At 52.7% G+C, this 17,861-nt stretch carries 13 protein-coding genes and 1 tRNA gene; 11 read left to right on the forward strand and 3 right to left on the reverse strand.

The genetic code is table 11. The features are described 5' to 3' along the window. Nucleotides 1-8: 8 nt before the first annotated feature. Genes mutL through xseA form a run of 3 tightly spaced genes read right to left on the reverse strand, consistent with a single transcriptional unit; the run spans nucleotide 9 to nucleotide 3,421 of the window. A complete protein-coding gene (gene mutL, locus C5O22_RS00130) occupies nucleotides 9-1,901 on the reverse strand; it encodes a DNA mismatch repair endonuclease MutL (protein ID WP_132778937.1) in 1,893 nt (630 codons plus the stop codon). Then, the gene (gene xseB, locus C5O22_RS00135) at nucleotides 1,898-2,149 is read right to left on the reverse strand and encodes an exodeoxyribonuclease VII small subunit (protein ID WP_132778940.1); all 252 of its coding nucleotides are present in this window, start codon (nucleotides 2,147-2,149) and stop codon (nucleotides 1,898-1,900) included. The genes mutL and xseB overlap by 4 nt, the downstream gene beginning before the upstream one ends. A gap of 21 nt (nucleotides 2,150-2,170) precedes the next feature. Further along, entirely contained in the window at nucleotides 2,171-3,421 is a 1,251-nt protein-coding gene (gene xseA / locus C5O22_RS00140; RefSeq protein WP_132779265.1) for an exodeoxyribonuclease VII large subunit, read from the reverse strand. Nucleotides 3,422-3,572: 151 nt separating this feature from the next. On the opposite strand from xseA, the gene C5O22_RS00145 reads away from it, so the two are divergent. From C5O22_RS00145 to C5O22_RS00195, 11 genes are all read left to right on the forward strand, one after another. Further along, the gene (locus C5O22_RS00145; RefSeq protein WP_132778942.1) at nucleotides 3,573-5,231 is read left to right on the forward strand and encodes a spiro-SPASM protein; all 1,659 of its coding nucleotides are present in this window, start codon (nucleotides 3,573-3,575) and stop codon (nucleotides 5,229-5,231) included. Continuing rightward, complete coding sequence (locus tag C5O22_RS00150; protein ID WP_132778944.1) at nucleotides 5,206-6,195, forward strand: hypothetical protein; 990 nt, start codon at nucleotides 5,206-5,208, stop codon at nucleotides 6,193-6,195. Before C5O22_RS00145 ends, C5O22_RS00150 begins: the two co-directional genes overlap by 26 nt. Continuing rightward, nucleotides 6,192-7,079 (forward strand): cytidylyltransferase domain-containing protein, encoded by an 888-nt coding sequence (locus C5O22_RS00155; protein ID WP_132778946.1) that lies wholly within the window; start codon nucleotides 6,192-6,194, stop codon nucleotides 7,077-7,079. Before C5O22_RS00150 ends, C5O22_RS00155 begins: the two co-directional genes overlap by 4 nt. Continuing rightward, entirely contained in the window at nucleotides 7,076-9,193 is a 2,118-nt protein-coding gene (locus C5O22_RS00160; RefSeq protein ID WP_132778948.1) for a methyltransferase domain-containing protein, read from the forward strand. The genes C5O22_RS00155 and C5O22_RS00160 overlap by 4 nt, the downstream gene beginning before the upstream one ends. 11 nt (nucleotides 9,194-9,204) lie before the next feature. Next, on the forward strand, nucleotides 9,205-10,794 hold the full coding sequence (locus tag C5O22_RS00165) for an ATP-grasp domain-containing protein (RefSeq protein WP_132778950.1): 1,590 nt from the start codon (nucleotides 9,205-9,207) through the stop codon (nucleotides 10,792-10,794). A gap of 13 nt (nucleotides 10,795-10,807) precedes the next feature. Continuing rightward, nucleotides 10,808-11,920 carry an N-acetylmuramoyl-L-alanine amidase family protein gene (locus C5O22_RS00170; RefSeq protein WP_132778952.1) on the forward strand — a complete coding sequence of 371 codons (1,113 nt, stop codon included), beginning with the start codon at nucleotides 10,808-10,810 and terminating at the stop codon, nucleotides 11,918-11,920. Continuing rightward, a complete protein-coding gene (locus tag C5O22_RS00175) occupies nucleotides 11,917-12,444 on the forward strand; it encodes a hypothetical protein (RefSeq protein WP_132778954.1) in 528 nt (175 codons plus the stop codon). Before C5O22_RS00170 ends, C5O22_RS00175 begins: the two co-directional genes overlap by 4 nt. Before the next feature lie 62 nt (nucleotides 12,445-12,506). Next, complete coding sequence (locus C5O22_RS00180; RefSeq protein ID WP_132778956.1) at nucleotides 12,507-13,535, forward strand: flagellar filament outer layer protein FlaA; 1,029 nt, start codon at nucleotides 12,507-12,509, stop codon at nucleotides 13,533-13,535. A 220-nt stretch (nucleotides 13,536-13,755) separates the two neighbouring features. Beyond that, nucleotides 13,756-14,991 carry a tetratricopeptide repeat protein gene (locus tag C5O22_RS00185; RefSeq protein WP_132778958.1) on the forward strand — a complete coding sequence of 412 codons (1,236 nt, stop codon included), beginning with the start codon at nucleotides 13,756-13,758 and terminating at the stop codon, nucleotides 14,989-14,991. Nucleotides 14,992-15,083: 92 nt separating this feature from the next. Further along, nucleotides 15,084-15,155: transfer RNA gene (locus tag C5O22_RS00190), tRNA-Glu, on the forward strand. A 229-nt stretch (nucleotides 15,156-15,384) separates the two neighbouring features. Next, nucleotides 15,385-17,781, forward strand: a complete 2,397-nt coding sequence (locus C5O22_RS00195) for a helicase C-terminal domain-containing protein (protein ID WP_243692824.1) — start codon at nucleotides 15,385-15,387, stop codon at nucleotides 17,779-17,781. Nucleotides 17,782-17,861 lie beyond the last annotated feature (80 nt).

Consider the following 17,861-nt stretch of genomic DNA (forward strand, 5'->3'; position numbering starts at 1 on the left):
TGTGTTCCTTACTCCAGGCGCCGGACCATTTTAAATAGGTCTTCCCGGGAAAGCCTTATCCAGATGGGCCGTCCATGGGGACAGCGGGGCTCCGGTAACTCCAGGGCGGCCGCTGCCAGGGCCTGAGCGGTACGGTCATCAAGAATTTCGCCATCCTGAATCGCCGAGTGACAGGCGAGAGTCGCAATCCATCGTTGAGTAAAGTTTTCCTTTTCCCCTGGCATGCTCAAAAGGTGCTCGATGGTCTTTTCAGGGGAAAGTTTCCAGCAAGAAGGAAGGGCTTCAAGGAGCCAGGTGCCGGGAGCTTCAGGGGTAATAACAAGGCCATAGTGGGCCAGTTCTTGCCGATGGGTCGTAAGAAAGGCGTCGACCGTTTCCGTGTCGGTGGTAAAGGGAAGGGGTACCAGGAGTTCCTGCGGCGGCGGAGGCCGGTCCTGCAGTTCATTGAAGAGGATCCGTTCGTGGGCCGCATGTTGGTCAATGAGGTAGAGGGTGTCGTCCTTTTCTACTATCAGAAAAAGATTGAATAGTTGGCCCAGGTAACGAAAATCTTCGCCGGAAAGGGCGGTTTTCTCCTGCTCCTTCCCCGGAAGGGGTGCAAAGGAGGAGGATCGAGCCAGGAACTGTTCAATCTGTTCAGCCCGTATGAAAGGGTCTCCTTTTCCTGTCCTGCCAGAGGAAAAGAACCTTTCTCCTCCTTCCTCCGGTTTCCCATGGCCAGAAAAACCGGAAGCATCAGTTTTTTCCGTAGACTGAACTGCCAAAAAAGAAGAAGGAGCCTTCTCCTTGTGGAAGGGAGGGCTGGCCTCAAAAAGGACCTGTTCCGCCGGGGCGCTCCCCGTTGTGGCGGCGGTTCCTCCCTGCACATACAGGACATGGCGTCCAAAGAAATCTTGGAGCGTCCGGGTAATCGTATGATGAATGGCCGCAGGGTCTTTAAAACGGACTTCCCGTTTGGCAGGATGGATATTGAAGTCCGCCAGGGCTGGATCGATGTCTATAAAAAGGGCTCCTACCGGATGGGTCCCGTTAGGGAAAAATCCCTGACAACCGTATTCCAGGGCCTGCAGGAGGGCATATTCTTGAATCCGCCGATGATTCGCAAAAACGAACTGATTCCGCCGATCCGAGCGATAGAGTTCCGGTCCGCCAATGATGATATGCACGGAAAAGCCATCTCCTGACCCATATACTTCGTGGAGAAAGGGTTTTTCCCGTTCGCTGAGGAGAATCTGGGAAAAGCGCTCCCGGTATCCTCCCACGGCGGGCAAGAGGGTCTTAAGGGCCCCTTCCTGCAGGAATCGGAATTCCCGTTCGGGGAAGGCCAGGGCCTTATCGCACCACACCTGGTAACAGAGCTGGGCCTCTGCCGGAGGGCGTTTCAGGAATTTTTTTCGGGCCGGAACGGTTTCGAACAGGGCCCGAACCCGGACGGTGGTCCCCCGATTCCGCTGGACAGGCCGGAGTATTGGTTCTTCCCGGGAACGGGTCAAGGGCCCAATTTCAAGTTGCCAGGCCCCGTTCCCATCGGAAGAGGTGATTTCCAGGCGGCTTACGGCGGCAATGGCCGCCAGGGCTTCTCCGCGGAATCCCAGGGTTGTGGTGTGCTCCAGGTCCTCAAGACTCTGGATTTTGCTTGTCGCATGGGGAAGCCAGCAGAGCTGGAGATCTTCCTTTACCATGCCTATGCCATCATCAATCACTTCGATGAGGTCCGATCCTCCACCGCTGATAGCCACATCGATCCGCTGGCTCTTTGCATCCAGAGCGTTGTCCATCAATTCCCGCACCACCGCTGCGGGCCGATCGATGACCTCCCCCGCCGCAATCCGCTGGGCTACTTCCGGAGCAAGGACGTGGATGGTGCTCCCTGAAGGGGCCCCTTTTTCTGGCTTGCTCATGAAAGTTCCTCGTCAAAGAGACCCAATTCTGGCTTTTCTTCTGCCGGGGCCTCCGGGTTATTCATGAGAATTTCGATGCGGCTTTCTATTCTGGCAAGCTCCTTTTCCAGGGAACGGGCCAGTTTTATCCCCTCCTCAAAGGCTTTTAACGCCTCGTCTAAGGGTACATCGGTTTTTCGGATCTTTTCTCCCAGCTGTTCTAGCTGTTTCAGTCGTTCCTCAAAGGATTTTCCTGTTTTACCTGCCATGGTTCCTCCTGTTGTAGACCCTCACCGTTCCTGCTCCGCCGGTGCTTCCATCCTTTCCGCCGTCCTGACGGTGGCGGTAATACGCCCTTCCAGGGGACGAATGGAAAGGGTGTCCCCCACGGCGACCTCTTCATGCTGGCGGATGACCTTGCCGGTCCGCTGATTGACCACCACCGAAAAACCCCGCTCCAGGATCCGCCGGGGATGGGCCGTTTCAAGGTAGTTCAGTTCCCGCTCAAGACGCTGACGGAACAGGCTAAGGCGTTCCTGCATGGCCAGGAGGAGCCCCTCTTTGGCATCGTCAAAACGCACGAGGCGGGGTTGCAGGATGCTGCGGAAGCGGAATTCCAGGTCCTCCAGCGAAAAGGGCCTCAAGAGCAACTTAATCCGTCCTAACCGTTCCTGCATGAGGCGGATAAGTTCGGCCCCCAGTTTTTGTACGTACCGCAGGGCCTCTTCCCGGTTGGCGCTCACCAGTTCGGCTGCCGCCGAAGGGGTAGGGGCCCGCACATCGGCGGCAAAATCGGAAAGGGCCCAGTCGATCTCATGGCCCACCGCGCTGATTACAGGGATATGAGAAGCCGCAATGGCCCGCACCACAATTTCCTCGGAAAAGGGAAGGAGGTCTTCCAGGGAGCCTCCCCCCCGACCCACGATGAGCACTTCTACCAGATCCCATTGATTGGCCTGTTCTATCCGTCGGGCAATGATAGGGGCTGCGTCGGTTCCCTGAACCGGTGTGGGAAAAATGATAATCCGGATTCCCCGGGCCCGACGCTGTAAAATATTCAGAATATCCCGGACCGCCGCACCAGTGGGGGAACTCACAATACCCACCGAAGACGGAAAAGTGGGAAGGGGCTTTTTCTTGGCGGGATCAAAGAGCCCCTCCGCGGCAAGGCGCCGTTTGCGCTCTTCCAACATGGCCAGGATGGCCCCCTCCCCACTGGCTTCTATCGTTTCGCAGATGATCTGATAGGTTCCCCGCTGGGGATACACCGAAAGGCTCCCCCGCACGCGGACCCTGAGACCATCTCGGAGCTCTATCTGGAGAGCCCGCTGACGGTTCTTAAAAAGGACGGCCTGGATCGCCGCCCCTTCGTCCTTAAGGGTAAAGTACATATGGCCCGTACTAGAAGGTCGGTAATTGGAAATTTCCCCTTCTACAATAACGAGGGGGAAAAAACCTTCCAGGCAGGCCCGGATCCGTTCGGTTAATTCCGAAACGGTCCACACCTGGGGGGAAAGGTTTTCTTCTGCTCCATAGCTCATGTCTTCCATTGGGCCTTCCTTGCTCACAAAGAGGGACCCTTCCCCATCGGGCATTTCTGGGGGAACTTTCCACCGGCCTTGTTCCATGGGGGTAGTATACTCCGGGCTTTGCCTATTGGACAATTCCTGATTTGCCGATACAGTAAGGGATATGAATGCCATTGCCATTCTTTTTGCGGGGAACATCACTCCCTATGCTTTTGAACCGTTAGAAAACCGAAACCAAGGGGAGAAGCCTGAAGAAAAAAAACTCCCCCCCGAGGGTTCTGAAAAACCGGGGACCTCCCTTGCCCCTTCTGTTCATGGTAACTCCTCTGTTTCGGCCCTGGAACAAACCCTCGAGCGGGTAAGCCGCTTTCCCTTTTGTGTGAAAATCGCCCTGCTCTGTAGAGAGGCGGATGTTTCTTCCATTCAAAAGGTCCTGAGCCGTTGCGACCTCCCTGTGCCGGTCACGGTACAAGCGGCAGCAACCTGGGACCTGGGATCCCTCTTAGATCAGATGATAGGGCTTTCCCAGGGGATGGATGCCCTCTATTATGCCTGGGCGGATACGCCCTTTATAGATCCCCAACTGGCGGCTTCCATGATTGAGCGGCACCGGAAATACCGGGCCGAATACACCAATAGCGATGGCTGGCCCTCTGGGCTGGCGCCGGAAATCATAGCTCCCGGGATACTCCCTGTACTGCGGGCCCTGTTAAAAGAGGAAAAACTCCCCGTCGAACGGGATAGCCTTTTCCTGGTGTTCCAGCGGGATATCAATGCCTTTGATATCGAAACGGAAATCTCGCCCGTAGACCTCCGGCCCTATCGGCTCAGCCTTTCGGCGGATACCAAACGCAATTATGTTTTGCTGCAGTCCCTGAGTGCGGCGGGACTTACCGGTGCAGCGGGAATAGAGGATCTGCTTATCAGAGAGGGGGAACACCTGCGGACCCTTCCTGCCTTTTACAGTATTCAGATTACCCGGCACTGTCCCCAGGAATGCCGCCTCTGCCCGTACCCCCGCCTGGGGAAGCGCCGGGGTGAGCCCATTACGGCTCAACATGAATCCATGGGACTGGAGCAGTTTACGGCCCTGCTAGACCGGATAGTTGCCTTTAGCGATGATGCGTATATCGATATTTCCTTATGGGGAGAGCCCGCCTCTCATCCTCAGATTAAAGACCTTATCCAGGCTATTTTGGATCGACCTTCCCTGAGTGGTATTATCGAAACCAGTGGTATTGGGTGGGATCCAGCTTTTTTCCCCTCCCTTCGTAGGCAACTGGAACAGGCCGCTCCGCGGCCCTTAGGAAGAAAGCCCCTGTATTTTATTCTTTCGTTGGATTCTCAGGACCCTGCCCGTTATCAGGAACTCCGGGGGCCTGGTTATGAGGAAGCCCAGGAACGGGCCCACCAGGTGCTGGAGCTTTTTCCTGAGGTTACCTACTTCCAGGCCCTTCGCATTCAGGGAAACGAGGATGATATCGAAAGGTTCTATCGGTATTGGAAAGATAAGGGGGGCCAGGTAATTATTCAAAAGTATGATTATTTTTGTGGGTACCTGGAACAAAAACGGGCAGGGGACATTTCTCCGTTGGTACGGCGGCCCTGTTGGCACCTTATGCGGGATATGCATATTTTGATAGATGGGGCGGTGCCGCTGTGTCGAGAAAGTATCGATCCTCCCCTGGTGCTGGGGAATGTGTTTCAAGAAGGTCTTGCAGAAATCTGGGAACGGGGAAATACCGTGTACCGACAACACCTTAAGGGATCCTATACGGGGATATGTAAGGACTGCGATGAGTACTATACCTACAACTTTTAACGACGAACCTCCACCCTATACCGTATTGGGGGGGCAGGAAATTCTTGAACGAACCGGGGTAAGCGCGGTGTTACTCCAGCGGGGGGGGCGCTACATTCGCCGCCTTGTGTTCCAGGAACTACAGGAAGCGGGTTTTGAACAGGTGGTCCTGCTCGAAAATTCCCGCGCTTCCCCTGAACTGGAAGAACTGCTCCATCGTTTCCCCTTTGTTCGCTGTGTCCTTCCCCAAAAAGAGCTTACTCTGGGAGAACAGATCAATCTTGCTGTCCGGGAAGTAAAAACGCCCCTCTTCCTTGTCCTGTGGAGCGATACCCATTTTTCCCAAAAAGGAGGGGCCCTGAGGATCGCTGAACGGTGGGCCCACCATTACCTGGTTCCGCGGGGAGAAGGTGAAACACCAGAGACACCTCTCTGTCTTGTTCCTCTTGTTCAGAATAATCGGTACGAGATTATTCCTACCGTCATGGTCCCCACTTTTTACAAGGGTCGCATCCATACCATTCCGGTGGTTCCTAAAAAGGAGGGAGTTCCGTCTCTTTTCCCTTTTGATGGGATAGGGGTGTATAATCGGGATGCCTTTGTTTCTCTGGGGGGCTATGATGGGACCATTCACAATCCCTACTGGCAGCTTATGGATTTTGGGTTTCGAGCCCATCTGTGGGGGGAGCGGATCCTTGCAACCCAAACGATCCGCATTCACTACGATCAGGATCCACCCACGGTGCATACGACCGCCCAAGATAGTTATCTGCGCTTTTATTTAAAGAATATCGCCCCCCAGTTTCGCAGCGATCATGCCCATCTTCCCTATAGCAGGCTTTTCGAATTCCTAGTAAAGAGCGGAAAAAGCCTTCGGGAAGGGTGGGAATTGTTTCGAGAAATTCGGCGGTGGGTTTTGCAGTATCGGTATCGATTCACCATGGATGCTCGATTTCTTATCAAGTCATGGGAAGAGGGGGTATGAAAAAATCACTTACCACGGGGCTTATCCTGCAGGCCCGCATCGATTCTTCCCGGTTGCCCCGAAAAGCCCTGTTAGATTTAGGGGACAAACCGCTTATCTTTCGGGTGATGGAAGCCCTCCTGCATGTGCCGGTGGAATATCATATTCTTGCCTGCCCTGCTGATGCGGTAGAAGCCTTTCGTCCCCTTGCAAAGGATGCGGGCTTTCACCTTTTTGTGGGAGATAAGGAAAATGTCCTATCCCGCTATGTGGGGGCTGCCCGGGCCTTTGATCTTGATATTATTGTGCGGGCCACAGGGGATAACCCCTTCGTGTTTAGCGATGGGGCTACGCGATTGCTGTATGAGACGATGCGCTGTGGGGCCGATTATGGGGCCTATGGAGGACTTCCCTATGGGGCTGGGGTAGAAGTTGTCCGGCGAGAGGCCCTGGAACGGGCCCTCCGGGAGGCAGAAACGGCCTATGATCGGGAACATGTCTGTCCCTATCTGTATACCCACCCGGAGTTTTTTTATCTTCACCGCCCGCTGGCTCCCCGCCTATGGCGCGATTCCCAGCTTCGCCTTACGGTGGATACCCAGGCCGATTATGAATGGGCCCGGATTCTCTATGAAGCCCTGTCTCAGGATCCTCTGGTGCAACAAAAAACGGAACTGCGGTATACGGGTAAGGTGATTCGCCGGGTTGCCCGGTTTTTAGATTCTGGAGATTCCTCCGCAGGGAAGTTCTCCCTATCTGATGCCTCGGTGCAAGGCGCTTGCGAAAACGGAGGGACGCCCTTTAAAAAGGCAGAATCGGCTCCTGAACTCCCCGAGGGACAAAGGTCTGGGGGCCTGGATAAACCGGTGGTTCCTTCTTCCGCAGGGCAGAGGGGGGCTTTATGAATGATGCGCCCTTGCCCCGGTTGCTGGTCGTTCCCACCCAGGAAAAAGGAAGGGGGGGAGGCCACCTTATGCGGTGTATCCAGGTAGTGGAGGACCTCCGAAAAAGGGGCCTTGAGGTCTATCTCTATGACGCTCCCTCGGAGGTTTCCTCTCTTGCTCCCCTGGATCCTTTTTCTACAACCTGGAGCGCCATCATTCTGGATAGGTTTCAGACAAAGAAAGCAGAACTTTCCTTTTGGCGCCAATGGGGGCCGGTAGTAGGGCTTGATGAGGGAGGGCCCTGCCGGGCTTCCTTCGATTATCTCATCGATATTATTCCGTCCCTGCCTCCCCGGATTCCGCCCAACCTCTTTTTCCCGCAGGCCCTCGGTGTTCCTGATATACGACGTTCCAACTGGCCTGAACAGGCTCCACCCTCTCTTCGGATGTTGGTAACCTTTGGGGCAGAGGACCCCCGGGCCCTTTCGGTGCCGGTGGCCCGTCTGCTTCTTGCATCCCGCTGGGGCTCGGTGACCATCGTAGTTGGTCCCCGGAATCGGCAAGGGGTAGAGAATATACGGCAGGAATTTCCCGATGGAAAGGTGGAAATTCTCTCTGCCCCGAATAACCTTAAGGAACTGCTTGCGGATTATGATCTCGTATTCACCCATTACGGCCTTACCGCCTATGAGACGCTCTTCGCCCGGGTGCCGGTGTTGCTTCTTAATCCTACCCCTTACCACCATCGCCTTGCCCGGTGGTATGGCTTTTATTCCCTGGGGGTAGGGAAAGGGGCCCTCCGTCGGTTGAACTCCCTGGTGCGGGTTTCAGAGAGAGGGCGCTTTTTCTCCCTCTTTTCTCAAAGTGAAAAGGGGCGCCCTTCTGTTTCGACCCCCTTTCCCCAATCTTTCTCGACAACGGAGGTCCCGGCGAGGGATGCCCTGTATCGTAAGGTGTGCACCGCTTCCCGAAGGGTTCTTGAGCGCTGTACAGCCCCTGCAGGTGAGGGACAAGCAGTTTCCTCTGAGGTTGCCCTTCCCGAAGCTGAGCCACCATCTCCCCGTTCCCTCGCCGATCTACTCAGCCGCTGGGTGTTCCCGGGAAAGGGGCGGTGCCCCCTCTGTGGTGGCCATCCTTCTCCAGGGGCCCGGGCACTGGCCCGCTTCCCCGATCGAACCTATTTCCGCTGTGCCTTCTGCGGTATGACCTACATGGTGCGTCCGCAATCTCCGGCGATTCACTACGATGGGGCCTACTTTGGGGAAGAATACAAAAAGCAGTATGGCAGGACCTATTTAGAAGATTTTCCGCATCTCAAAAACATGGCCCGGGCCCGTCTTAACCAGATTATCCTTCTTTTAGAGAGATCCCCGAGAAAAGTGGGGCTGGGAAAGGAGCCTCGGGAAGAGGCGACGATGGAGAAAACGAAGGGAGACGGGGGAAACCCGTCTCGAGGGAAGTCTGGGTCGGTCATCCCCTCAGAACAGCGTCCTAAAGGGCCCACCCTTCTTGATATTGGCTGCGCCTATGGGCCCTTCTTAGATGCGGCCCGGGAAGAGGGCTTTACCTGTTTTGGTATGGACCCCTCATCGGATGGTATTGACTATGTCCAGCACACCCTGGGTATCCCCGCGGCCCGGGCCTTTTTCCCCCAGGAGGATCCCCGTCGCCTCTTCGGTTGTCCCTCCTTTGATGTGATCACCCTCTGGTATGTGATAGAACATTTCCCCAATCTTAAGGAAGTACTTTCCCAGATCAACGCCTGTTTACCCATTGGGGGAGTGTTCGCCTTTTCAACCCCCTCCCTGTCGGGTATTTCGGGGCGTACCAACCTCTCTCGTTTTCTCGAAAGGAGCCCCGCCGACCACTGGACCCTCTGGGACCCCCGGGAAACGGCGGCCTTCCTTGCCCGTTTTGGGTTTAAACTGGTTACAATCCAGAGTACGGGACATCATCCGGAACGCTTCCCCTGGCTCGGACCGGTGGCGGAACAGTCCCTTCCGGGGGCGAAGAATGATAAGGGTGGGCGGGCAAGCTGGGTCTATCGATTCTTACTGAAGACGAGTCGGGTATTGCGTTTAGGGGATACCTTTGAAGCCTATGCGATTAAAATTCGACATCTTGATAACCGATGAGGAAAGGTAGCATGAAACAGGCACTTTTGATTCTTGGCGCGGGCATCCTGCAGGGCCCCGCCATTCGTCTTGCAAAGGAAGAAGGATTATACACAGTAGTGGTTGATGGAAACCCCCAGGCTCCCCTGGCAAGCCTGGCCGATCGATTTGAACCGATCGATTTGAAAGATAAGGAGAGGATCCTTGCCTTTGCCCAGAACATTCAGAAAACGATACCTCTGGCGGGGGTCATGACGGCGGGTACCGATTTTTCTGCTACCGTGGCCTACGTGGCAGAACACCTGGGACTACCGGGCATTCCATATGAGTGTGCTCTGGACGCAAGTGACAAAGAACGGATGCGACGGCGCTTTAAAGAGGCCGGGGTGCCTTCGCCGGACTTTGTGGCCCTTACGGAACTGCCTGCCGCCGATTGGGTTCCCCCCTTCGCTTTTCCCGTGGTGGTAAAACCGGTGGATAACATGGGTGCCCGGGGATGCCGCCGGGCCGATACGGTGACAGAATTGCATGAGGCTATAAGGGGTGCCTTTCCGTATTCCCGCAGTGGCCGGGTTATCGTAGAGGAATACATGGAAGGTCCCGAATATTCGGTGGATGCCATCGTGTATGAGGGCCGGATTACCATCTGTGGCGTGGCGGACCGGCATATTTTTTTTCCCCCCTACTTCATAGAAATGGGGCATACCATGCCTACCGATACGGACCCCGCCCTGGTAGAACAACTGATTGCCGTTTTTTCCCGGGGAGTCCGGGCCCTGGGGATTACCCATGGGGCCGCGAAGGGGGATGTAAAGCTCACACCCCGGGGGCCCATGATTGGGGAAATTGCGGCCCGCCTTTCGGGGGGCTATATGTCGGGCTGGACCTACCCCTACGCATCGGGGGTGGAACCCACCCGGGCGGCCATTCAGGTGGCTATTGGCAGGGCCCCAACGAATCTGGAGCCAAAGCGGTACTGGACCAGCGCGGAGCGGGCCTTTATCTCCATTCCCGGTACCATCCGGGAAATCCACGGCATCGATGCCGCCCGGGCGGTGCCGAATGTGCGGGATGTTTTCCCTCGGGTTGCTCCGGGAGATACGGTCCAGTTCCCTGAAAACAATGTTACCAAATGCGGCAATGTAATTTCTGTTGCTCCCGAACGATCTGAGGCCATAGTCGCTGCGGAGAGGGCGGTGCAGCAAATCCTTATTAGGCTCCGTTATCCTGATGAGAGAACCGAAGCCTTCTTGCAGGATATGGAAACAAGGAATCCAGGAGAAGTCTGCTTTCCTCCTGATGCCTATTCCCTTTCCCCGGATCTTCTCTCTGCTATCAAAAGATTACCCGATCCTTCTTCTCTCTGCCCCTCGCCGGAGGGAACCCTGAATCTTCTGGTTGTTCCCGGTCTGTTGGAGACCGCCGCCACTGATTATGTGGGCCGTTCGCTCCGGGAAGGTCTTGTGGCAGTGGAAGCCTTGACAGGCCTTCGTTTCCGTTTCCGATCATTTACCAATTTTGAGGGGGAAACCTCTGGGGCTCTGGGGAAGCAATTCTGGCTTTCCTTTGTGCGGGGAGGCTATCAAGGGGCAGTGTATTATCTGGATACTCTCCTAAAGTAGGGAGGAAGACCCCATGGGTATACCCGCGGATTACCGCAGCGAATGGTCAGGAAAAGGGATGAGCGTCACTATCCTTGTTTGTGTTTTTCTCTTGTTTGTCATTCCTCTTGCCGCTCAAGAATCTTTTCTTTCTCTTGAAGACACCCTCAGTCGTCTTTCTGCCACGTTTTACTATGACCCTTTAGGAGAAGTGGGGGTACTCGACGTAGCGGGCCATCGCTGTGTTTTCCCTCTGTGGGTTTCTCCGGATAGTCTTGTTGCTTCTCCCCTCGTTCCGGTTATTATCGATGGTGCGACGGTTTTTTATGCGGAAGCACCGGTCTTCCGGCAGGGTAAGCCCCAGTTCCCTTCCAGCTTTGTGGAAACCCTTCGGCAACGAATAGCCGAGCTTGAAGAAGAAGAAAAAAGCCGGTTTCGGATTGCGGCCATCGTTATCGACCCGGGACATGGGGGAAAAGACCCTGGTGCGGTAGGGGAACTTATGAAAAATGGAAAGAAGCTTACCCTCCGAGAAAAGGATATCACCCTTAGGGCGGGGAAGGAACTCTATGGGCTGTTAAAAAAGCAGTATCCCGATAAGCGAATCTTACTTACCCGGGATGAGGATGTGTATGTAAGCCTGGAAGATCGGGTAGCTATTGCCAATTCGGTTCCTTTAAAAGAGCATGAAGCCATAATGTATGTTTCGCTTCACCTGAACGCTTCTTTTAACAAGAATGCCCGGGGCTATGAAGTATGGTACCTTTCGCCTGAGTATCGAAGAAATCTCCTTGATCCCGATCGGTATGGGGATAATAAAGAGATCCTTCCCATTCTTAATGCCATGTTAGAGGAAGAATTCACCACCGAAAGTATTCTTATTGCGCAGGGCATCCATAAGCGTCTTACCGAGGAAGTGGGAGTGCTCCTCCCCTCTCGGGGCATAAAGGCGGCCGAATGGTTTGTGGTACGAAACACCCGCATGCCTGCCGTATTGGTAGAATTGGGCTTTATCACTAACCAACAGGACGCATCGTTGTTGTATGAACAGGAAAGCTTGTCGCGGTTTGTCAAAGCATTGTATAACGGTATTGTAGACTTTACCACTACGTTTGAACGTTCAGGAGGCTTTGTGAATCACAAATGAAGAACATAGATATCCCCACTATCCTTACAGAAAAATCCCGGCATTTTTTAAGGGATCCTCGAAAACGTCGTCTCTTATATATCGTAGTTCTTTTACTGATTGCGCTGTTAAGCATAGGATTTTCCGGAAGAGCCAGGTATCTCGTGGGAGGGTATGTCCCCCCCGGCAAAGAACGGTGGGAAATTCGCTTTATTCAGAAACAAGAAACGATGGAGGAAAATTTGCGTCGTTTTGTAGAAGAATCGCTGCTTGGGCTTCAGATTCCGGAAAGCAGTCCCATCTTTCATTCCGATACTCAACTTGAAACCGTAATGATTCGGGGCAAGAAGGCCTACATAGGCTTTTCCGCTCCTGCGGCGCTTCCTATTTCGTTTCCCCTCTCTTTTGAAAAGCGGGCCCGCTTTTTTTGTAGCTTGGTGCTGAAAAACTTCCCCTTTCTTGAAGAAATCAGCCTATTTATTTCTGGAAATGAGGTGTATACCACAAAAGTTAACGAAAAATTGAGAAAAAGAATTGACAAATAGAAAGCATCTCGTATACTTGTAAGTGTTTAGGTATAATGCCCGATTTTAATAAGGAGCTTTGAATGAAACGGACGTTCATTCTTGTTGCCATCGCGTTGTTTGTGGCGGGAGCCTTGAGTGCCGAGGAAGCCGTTCTTATCGACTTCTCTAAACTAGCGGCGGATATACTCCCTAACCAGGACAACGTACCCACCCAGAACCGTGCGACCATGATGGATTTCTCCAACGTGGCCGGCGGCAGCTTCACCGCGGAGCAGAAGAAGCTCATGAGGACCTCCCTGGCCCTTGCCAATTGGGATGTTATCCTTGCGTCTTCTTCTCGGACAGTTGCAAACGAGGCAAAAAGTTATGCCCTCGAGGCCCCCTCTAAACAGTTTGGAAAGGTAATGGGTGTGCGGATCCATTTCCCGCTTGCTCCCTTTAACTCCTGGGCCCGGATTCAGCCTCCCTTTGAAATTCCTGCGTTCGAGACTATGGCTCAGGTTGCCGATGATGGGACGGTCCAACAGCCCACTGAACAGGATAAGGCCAGCAAGGTAACCCGTTTTGAAAATGGCTATGGGGTGGTAAAGAATGTAGGGGTGATCAAGTCCCTGGCGGTAAATGTGTATGGACTTAATTTCCCCCATGCCTTGTCGGTAATCCTCATTGATTCAGATGGGAATGAGAAGATTATCCCCATGGGATATCTTAAGTTTGACGGATGGGGAGAGCTCCGCTGGGATAACCCGCAGTATGTGGAGAATGTCCGGAATCGGGAACTCCGCTTGTATCCTATTTATCCTAAGTCCACTCCCTTTGTGAAGTTTGGTGGCTTCCTTATTCAGCGGGATGGGGCCCATGAAGGGGGAGACTTCGTGGTATACTTCAAAGATGTCAAGATGATCTACGATAAGGCTGTCCTTGACACTGAACGGGATATCGATGACGAGGCCCTGTGGAACATTATCCGGGATCGAGAAAATGAACGGAAGACCATCGAGATGTCTCGATTCGGCCAGGCCCAGGTACTCCGCTATCTTGAAAGCCAGAAGAAGGCCACGGAGACCGGTTTTACTCCTTCTACAGGGACGAACCAGCAAAACCAATAAGATAGATAAAGCAGTATAAGGAGCGCAAAGAAGTATTTTCTGTGCGCTGACTGTGGAAAAGGCCCTCTTTCCCCAAAAGATTGGGAAGGGGGCCTTTTTTATGAATAGGCATTTTTCTCTCTTTCCGTAAGTGTCCCGTGAAAACATCAGGGGAAAAACCCCCTCAAGGGGTACTTTCTATTTGTTGCGAAGCTTTCAATTATCACATAGAATAGGAATTATGATGAAAACTCCTCCGGTTCTTTTGGAATGGGATACTCTCAAGGATAATTTTTTTCAATTTTATGAACAGCGGCGCCAGGTGACAAGGCTCCTTCAGGAACAATTGGAAGGGGCCTTCCTGCGCTTTTCTCCTCGCCCAACGGTTAAGTCTCGCACAAAGGATTTTGAAAGTTTCTATAAAAAGTATGTTCGGTTGATTCAAAATAATTCGGCCTCGTTGCCTAAGATTACCGACCTTATTGGATTGCGGATCGTATGTACTTTTATTGAAGACGTCCAACTTGTGGAAGATGTCATAAAAAAACTTTTTGTAATTCATGAAATTGAACGGAAGGGTTCCCAGTATTCTTTTAAAGAATTTGGCTATGAATCCACCCATGTGCTGATTCGAATTCCTGATACTCTGATCCAGGAGTATGGTCCCTTAGGATGCGATGTGGCGGAGATTCAAATTCGTACTATTTTACAGGACGCCTGGGCAGAGGTGGAACATGAGCTCGTGTATAAAGCTGAGTTTACCCCTTTTGATGAGCCGATGAAACGAAAGCTGGCAGCGGTGAATGCGAGTCTTTCTCTGGCGGACATTGTTTTCCAGGAAATAAGGGACTATCAGCGCCAATTGAATCGGGAGTTGGATAGGCGGCGAGAAAGTTTTTATAAAAAAGTAGAGGATGCAACGGATCGGGAAATTTTTAAACAAGAAGAAACGTCCGAACTAAAACCTTCGATGTGGTATTCTTTAGAAGGAAGCCGTTCGAGGGAATCTCTGGATGATCTCTTATTAGACGCCCTCTATGCCCATAACCAGGGAAATTTTGAGGAAGCGATCGCCCTCTATACCCGTATTATCGAAACCTCTCCTCCAGTTACGGTAGCCGCAGTAATCTATAAACATCGGGCGATGGCCTATTTTGCCGAGTCCCGGTACGAAGAGGCTATTCAAGACTTTAGTCGAGCCCTGGAACTGGACCCCAAGTCCTATAAGGCTGCCTATTTCCGGGGTATCGTATATGCGGTTCTGCAGCGGTTTACCGAAGCGATAGAAGATTACTCCCGATCCCTTGAGGTAAATCCCTATCAATTTTATGCCCTATATCGGCGATCCCAGGCGTATTATCACCTTGGAGATTATACCCAGGCCCTTTCGGATTGTGAGGCGGCACTCCGGATCCATCCGGATTCAGAAAAGGCCCAGCGGTTTCGTCAACTCCTGCTAAAAAAGATTGAAACCTAGGCTTGACAAAAAAAAGAATATCCGCTATATTCAGCAACGGACAGTGCGATGTAATACAGTGTAAAACAGTGTAGTTTATCGCAAATGTTCACGTCTCCTTCGTCTAGGGGTTAGGACAGCGGGTTTTCATCCCGCCAACAGGGGTTCGAATCCCCTAGGAGATGGCAGCTGCCCGATGATAGCTTGTTCTGTCATCGGGTTTTTTGTTTTAGGATAAGCGGTGTGCTTGTTTAAAAGCACCTTGCCCGGTAGCCAATTTCTTTGTCTACTGAGTAAGTTCCATACCACCGGAAACAAGAAAAAATAATCGGGAAATGGGCAGGGGTTCTGCCAGGAAAATCGGTGCGTTCAGAAAAAAGGTTCTCTCCTACCAGCATTCGTATTCTCCAAACCATGATCAGCGAAGCGGAGGGGAACGAAATTTTTGTGGCCGGCTATCGCGGAAAGGATGGCCTGGTGGAGCAACTCGAGCTTATTTCCCGGGGAAATGAAGCTTCTGTCTTAGCCCTTCTCGATCGCCTTGATGCGGAGGCGGATGTTCTTATTCACAATCACCCATCGGGAAATCTTACTCCCAGTGATAATGACCTGGTGATCACAGAACGGGTCGCTTCGCAGGGCCTTGGTTCCTATATTGTAGATAATGAGGTCCAGCGGGTGTATGTCATCGTAGAGCCCGTTGATAAAAGGGAAAAAAAACTCCTCGATCCCGATATGCTCTGTGGCGCCCTTCAAGAAGGAGGGGCTATTGCTCAATTCCTTTCTCCCTATGAACCACGGCAATCCCAGCTCGATTTGATGCGACTCGTTATCCAGGCCTTTAACACGGACCACCTGTTGGTCGCCGAGGCGGGTACGGGGGTGGGGAAGTCCTTCGCCTATCTTATCCCTGCCATTGCCTATGCAATTGTAAATAAAGAGCGGGTAGTTATTTCTACGGCCACGATAACGCTGCAGCATCAATTATACGAAAAGGATATCCCCCTCCTTACCAGGGCCTTTAAAAAACCCGTAAAGGCCGTGGTAATCAAAGGTCGGAACAACTACCTGTGCCTTCGGCGTCTTGCGGATATGCTTCAGGAGGGGGAATTAGAATTTGCAGGATCCCGGGATGAGATAGAGTCCATCCAGAAATGGGCGGAAACAACGGAAACGGGAAATAAGGCGGAACTTCCCTTCCTCCCTTCTGAAATGCTGTGGGGTCGTATCTGTTCCGAATCGGATCTCTGTAGTGGCCTTCGGTGTGCCTATCGGGATCGCTGTTTTGTGCTCCGTCTGAAACGGGAGGCCGCAACGGCCTTAATCCTGGTGGTTAACCATCATCTTTTGTTTGCGGATCTGGCGGCACGAAAAGAAGGGGCCAGCCTCGATGCCACGGTAGTGCTTCCTCCCTATCGACGCTTGGTGTTGGACGAGGCCCATACGATAGAACAGGGGGCTACGTCGTTCTTTTCTGAAAGCTTTAGCAAACTTACCCTTTTAAAATTGCTGAACCTTTTGTACACCAAGCGGCGGGCACAAAAAAAGGGCCTTGCCCTTCGGCTTGCGACGCACCTTGCGAATGGAGAATCCTGGCTCGAGGAACTTTCCCGTTTGGTGGGAAAGCTTCGGAAGCTGGGGGAAGAGGTGGAGAAAGCCGCTCGATCCCTGTTGGGAGTCGAGGGGACCTATCGCCTGGTGCCCCAGGACTACGAAAATTTTTCTCGTGCCGTGGGCGCTGATCTGGAGGCCCTAAAAAAGACGATTCTTCAACTGGTTGACCATATCCGTGAAGCCCTGGAGGACCAGACAACGGACGATGCAGAAGAAGCCCTGGTGTGGGAACTTCGGGGTATTCTGAGACGCCTTGTGAGTATCGGCGAATTGGTAGGGCGCTTTTTGCGGTATAGGGAAGAGGAAGAAGGGGTTTTTTATCTTGAATTGGGGGGAAACAAAGAAAAGGATAGCTGGGTTTCTTTTTGTGCAAGCCCCCTCGACCTTGCTCCAGTTTTGCAGGACGCTCTCTGGAGTCGTTTTCCCACCCTTGTGTCTGTTTCCGCTACCCTTACCATCGGCGGCTCTTTCCGATATTGGGAACGACGGGTGGGGCTTCAGGAAAAAGGGGAGGAGTCCGTCCTTCGGGGGATATTCCCTTCTCCCTTCCCGTATCAACAGAGGGTTCTCGTGGGAGTGCCTACTGATGCCCCCCTGCCGGATTCCGAAGAATATCACCCTTACCTTATTCGTACCATTGGGGCGCTTTTAAAAAGCTCTGGCGGTTCCGCCCTTATTCTTTTTACCTCCTATGCAACGCTTACGGCGGTTTACGAGGGGTTGCGTCCCCTTCTGGAACAAGAGGGGATCCCCCATATGAAACAGGGGGATGATGATCGCTCCCGTCTTTTGGCTCGTTTTATTGGGGAAACCCAGAGTGTTTTATTTGCCACCGATTCTTTCTGGGAAGGGATTGATGCTCCAGGGGAAACTCTCAGACTTTTGGTTATTACCCGTTTACCCTTTAAAACCCCGAACGACCCCCTCTTTCAGGCTCGAAGCGAATATATCGAGCAACGAGGGGGAAATGCCTTTATGGAATTGTCCCTCCCCGAAGCGGTAATGAAATTCAAACAGGGCTTTGGTCGGCTTATGCGTCGGTCCACCGATTATGGAGCAATTGTAGCCCTCGATGGCCGGCTGCTTAAAAAATCCTATGGCCGAATCTTTTTAAGTTCCCTGCCGGAAACAAAAACCTGCTTTGATCTTACCAGCGAAGTGATAAAAAGGGTGGGGGAATTCCTTGATCGATTCTAAGGTGCTCTTCTAATCTTGCTATTTCCTGCTAAAGTTTCCAGCCCCCATCATATACCTCATCACATAATGAAGGCGGAAAC

Origin of the sequence: Treponema sp. J25 (assembly GCF_004343725.1) — a bacterium.
GTDB lineage: Bacteria > Spirochaetota > Spirochaetia > Treponematales > Breznakiellaceae > J25.

What these genes read in the sequence shown, in the direction of transcription:
- C5O22_RS00180 (WP_132778956.1), top strand. Translation starts at nt 12,507, where the DNA reads ATGAAACGGACGTTCATTCTTGTTGCCATCGCGTTGTTTGTGGCGGGA.
- mutL (WP_132778937.1), bottom strand. Translation starts at nt 1,901, where the DNA reads ATGAGCAAGCCAGAAAAAGGGGCCCCTTCAGGGAGCACCATCCACGTC.
- C5O22_RS00175 (WP_132778954.1), top strand. Translation starts at nt 11,917, where the DNA reads ATGAAGAACATAGATATCCCCACTATCCTTACAGAAAAATCCCGGCAT.
- C5O22_RS00145 (WP_132778942.1), top strand. Translation starts at nt 3,573, where the DNA reads ATGAATGCCATTGCCATTCTTTTTGCGGGGAACATCACTCCCTATGCT.
- xseA (WP_132779265.1), bottom strand. Translation starts at nt 3,421, where the DNA reads ATGAGCTATGGAGCAGAAGAAAACCTTTCCCCCCAGGTGTGGACCGTT.
- xseB (WP_132778940.1), bottom strand. Translation starts at nt 2,149, where the DNA reads ATGGCAGGTAAAACAGGAAAATCCTTTGAGGAACGACTGAAACAGCTA.
- C5O22_RS00195 (WP_243692824.1), top strand. Translation starts at nt 15,385, where the DNA reads ATGATCAGCGAAGCGGAGGGGAACGAAATTTTTGTGGCCGGCTATCGC.
- C5O22_RS00170 (WP_132778952.1), top strand. Translation starts at nt 10,808, where the DNA reads ATGGGTATACCCGCGGATTACCGCAGCGAATGGTCAGGAAAAGGGATG.
- C5O22_RS00185 (WP_132778958.1), top strand. Translation starts at nt 13,756, where the DNA reads ATGATGAAAACTCCTCCGGTTCTTTTGGAATGGGATACTCTCAAGGAT.
- C5O22_RS00155 (WP_132778946.1), top strand. Translation starts at nt 6,192, where the DNA reads ATGAAAAAATCACTTACCACGGGGCTTATCCTGCAGGCCCGCATCGAT.
- C5O22_RS00150 (WP_132778944.1), top strand. Translation starts at nt 5,206, where the DNA reads ATGAGTACTATACCTACAACTTTTAACGACGAACCTCCACCCTATACC.
- C5O22_RS00165 (WP_132778950.1), top strand. Translation starts at nt 9,205, where the DNA reads ATGAAACAGGCACTTTTGATTCTTGGCGCGGGCATCCTGCAGGGCCCC.
- C5O22_RS00160 (WP_132778948.1), top strand. Translation starts at nt 7,076, where the DNA reads ATGAATGATGCGCCCTTGCCCCGGTTGCTGGTCGTTCCCACCCAGGAA.